The following is a 1,443-nucleotide window of genomic DNA, read 5'->3' as shown; positions in this document are numbered from 1 at the left end:
TGAGCATTTTGCATTAATCTGAGTCCTTGATACACAAGGATTTCCACACATAAAAAAGGGACTTCACCCCAACTTGGCGAAGTTTTTCGGTGACCAAACCAAAAACCTCAAGAATGGAGGAAGTCACCTTGTATATTCTCCAAGAAAGTCTGTTTTCCTTTGAAGACCTGATACAAATTCATTCGAAAGATCGGTTGCCTATCTTTTTTAGTGCCTTGGATCTTCGTCCTTACGCGAAAGAACTGCGAAGTCGTTCACCCCGAGGGGCTGGTGGCCACTGTCGAGAAGGCATTTTGCGTGCCCTTTTAGCTGCTCCTCTTGAGCATATTCAGACCTTTACCGGCTTACATCATCGACTGGAAACTGATCTTCGATTTCGCTATCAATGTGGACTTTCGCTCGATCGTGAAGCTCCATCCATCGCTACATTAAGCCGAGTCTTTGCTGATCTGACGAAGAAAAACTTGGCTAAACAGTTGTTCGATGATTTGGTAAAACGCTGTAGACAAGAAGGCGTCATCGACGGCAGCCACGTCGCGATCGACAGCGCTGCGATCCATGCTTACGAAGAAAAGAAGCCCAAGAGAAAGAGCGAGCAAACGGGCAATGCCAACTGGGGAGCGAAGTTCGACTCCTTTGGCAACAAGGTCACTTGGTTCGGTTACAAGCTCCACCTGGCTGTGGATACGCAAAGTGAACTTCCGCTCGCTCTCGAAGTCACGCCAGCGCATGTCAATGATGGGGAGATGGCTCCAGGCTTGATTAAAACCGTAACTGCCGAAACCGACGTGAAATTCTTTATGCTCGATGCCGGCTACGACCAAATGAAGGTTTACGAAGCTGCCCGGAACGTGAAGGCGCAAGCTATTGTACCACTCAATCCTCGGGGAGAGAAGGAACCTCCTGCTGGAATGTCAACGAACGGAACGCCTTGCTGCTCCATGGGGTTTGCGATGACGTATTGGGGTGCTGACGACGATGTTTTGAAATTTCGCTGCCCTCACGCCACCGGTAAAGTCGATTGTCCACTAGGTATGACCGCTTGTTCCTCTTCCAACTACGGTATGGTGGTGAAGGTAGATGTGAAAGACGACCTGAGACGGTACAGCAGTCCGCATCGAGATACCAAGCGTTGGAAGGAACTTTACAATGAACGTACCAGTGTGGAACGATGCAACTCCAGAATGAAAACCCACCTTACCGCAGACAGCTTGCATGTCTGGGGGATTCAGAAAGTCACAACTCACCAGTATCTCAACGCTATTGTACTGCTCGTCTCTGCGCTTTCTGTAACAGGTAAAAAGAACAAAATAGCAGTTTAAAAAATAGAAACGGCAAAATTCTGCAGGTCTGTCCATTTTTAGAATGGAGCCACCATATAAGCTTGATCCTTATTGGATCCTGTTGTCTTTACGTCAATTTTCGAATTATGCAAAATGCTCA

At 47.5% G+C, this 1,443-nt stretch carries 1 protein-coding gene; it reads left to right on the top strand.

Going from position 1 to position 1,443, the window contains the following annotated elements; translation table 11 throughout:
• The first annotated feature begins 128 nt into the window (after positions 1-128).
• Complete coding sequence (locus M2277_RS31590) at positions 129-1,322, top strand: transposase (protein WP_006207339.1); 1,194 nt, start codon at positions 129-131, stop codon at positions 1,320-1,322.
• The last annotated feature ends 121 nt before the right edge of the window (positions 1,323-1,443 follow it).

Source organism: Paenibacillus sp. LBL (assembly GCF_029893715.1).
Taxonomy (GTDB): domain Bacteria; phylum Bacillota; class Bacilli; order Paenibacillales; family Paenibacillaceae; genus Paenibacillus_AQ; species Paenibacillus_AQ glucanolyticus.
This window is presented reverse-complemented; position numbering and strand designations above follow the sequence as displayed.